The 1,171-nt window shown below is 36.5% G+C and carries 2 protein-coding genes; both read left to right on the forward strand.

The window, feature by feature from the left end:
• The first annotated feature begins 52 nt into the window (after positions 1-52).
• The gene (locus AC1DUW_RS29795) at positions 53-208 is read left to right on the forward strand and encodes a hypothetical protein (RefSeq protein ID WP_477644302.1); all 156 of its coding nucleotides are present in this window, start codon (positions 53-55) and stop codon (positions 206-208) included.
• 629 nt (positions 209-837) lie between these two features.
• The coding region (locus AC1DUW_RS29800; RefSeq protein WP_477644303.1) for a hypothetical protein at positions 838-1,171 on the forward strand (334 nt) is incomplete at its 3' end.

Here is a 1,171-nt window from a genome sequence, read left to right on the forward strand (position 1 = left end):
GGGTTGAAAGACGACGTGAACAGACGAATGTTGGGCCATTAGTACAAAAAAGATGCATGAATTTTTAATTGATATGCTGGAAGATGAAATTGCCTGTCGTATGTCACTTAGAAGACCGGAAGCAGGAATTTACGATGTGAAAATCGTTGAAACTGAAGTACCGGGTTCAATTCAGGTAAAGTACCTAAAATATATGTTTTCTATATAACAATACATAACCAAGGGTGAAAGACTTGAGCTGGTTAGGGAGGAATTTACATGAGTATGCTCTATAGTTTTTTCAAAAAGGTAGAGAAGTGAGGTACTTTTTCATGAAAGCCGTAACCTAAATACTAACGATAGGCCATGTTTGTATCTATCTCGTATATTTCATTTCGCTAATCATATTAGAGATTGGCCTCATAATAATATACGATACCCATCTTTCAACGGTTAGTGATAATACTGTCACTAAAACTGTACAAAATGCAAGAAGGACAATAACACGTCTTTCCCCAATTCTAATCCCAGTAATCCTTCTCCAATTTCTAAAGTTTCAAAAAACCTGTTGTATTTATAGAAGAAATGGGCCTGCAAAGTTTCACGTAGTCACAAAAAAACATTGTAGTCCTTGTGCAAGGGATGCATTGAAATTCACTAAAATAAAGTACCGACCTAAAAAAACTCTGTTAAATCAATTTGATAACTACTAATACACCCTGAAAGCTTGAAAAATTTAATCATTTCATACCATTTCTTTACAACAAATTCATTGGTCTGTAGCAGGTTCTACACATTAGATTAGGATAATGAACCCGACGGAACACAAGGTGTTTATTAGGGGGAGGGGTCGTAAAAATGAAGAAAAATTCAATGAAAACTTTTCAAAGGCTTGTCAGTAAAGGTTTATTTTCAGCAATGGCATTAACAGCTGGATCGGTTTTAACGCTTGACTTGCCATCAAGTGTTGTACAAGCCGCGTCTGTGAAGGAACAAGCTCTTCCTCTAGGGAATTCTAATCTTGCGGAAACTCGGGATCAAACAAAGATTACGCATGGCTTAACCTATACGCATATCATCCGTGGGGCCAGTTCGGAAAAAGATGTCTTTATCATTGATGTGGGATTTTACAAAACCAAGGAAGAAGCTAATAAGGTGAAAATTCAACTGGATTCAAAAGGTTACGAGTCCA

The sequence above is a fragment of the Peribacillus sp. P4_C12 genome (genome assembly GCF_056402095.1).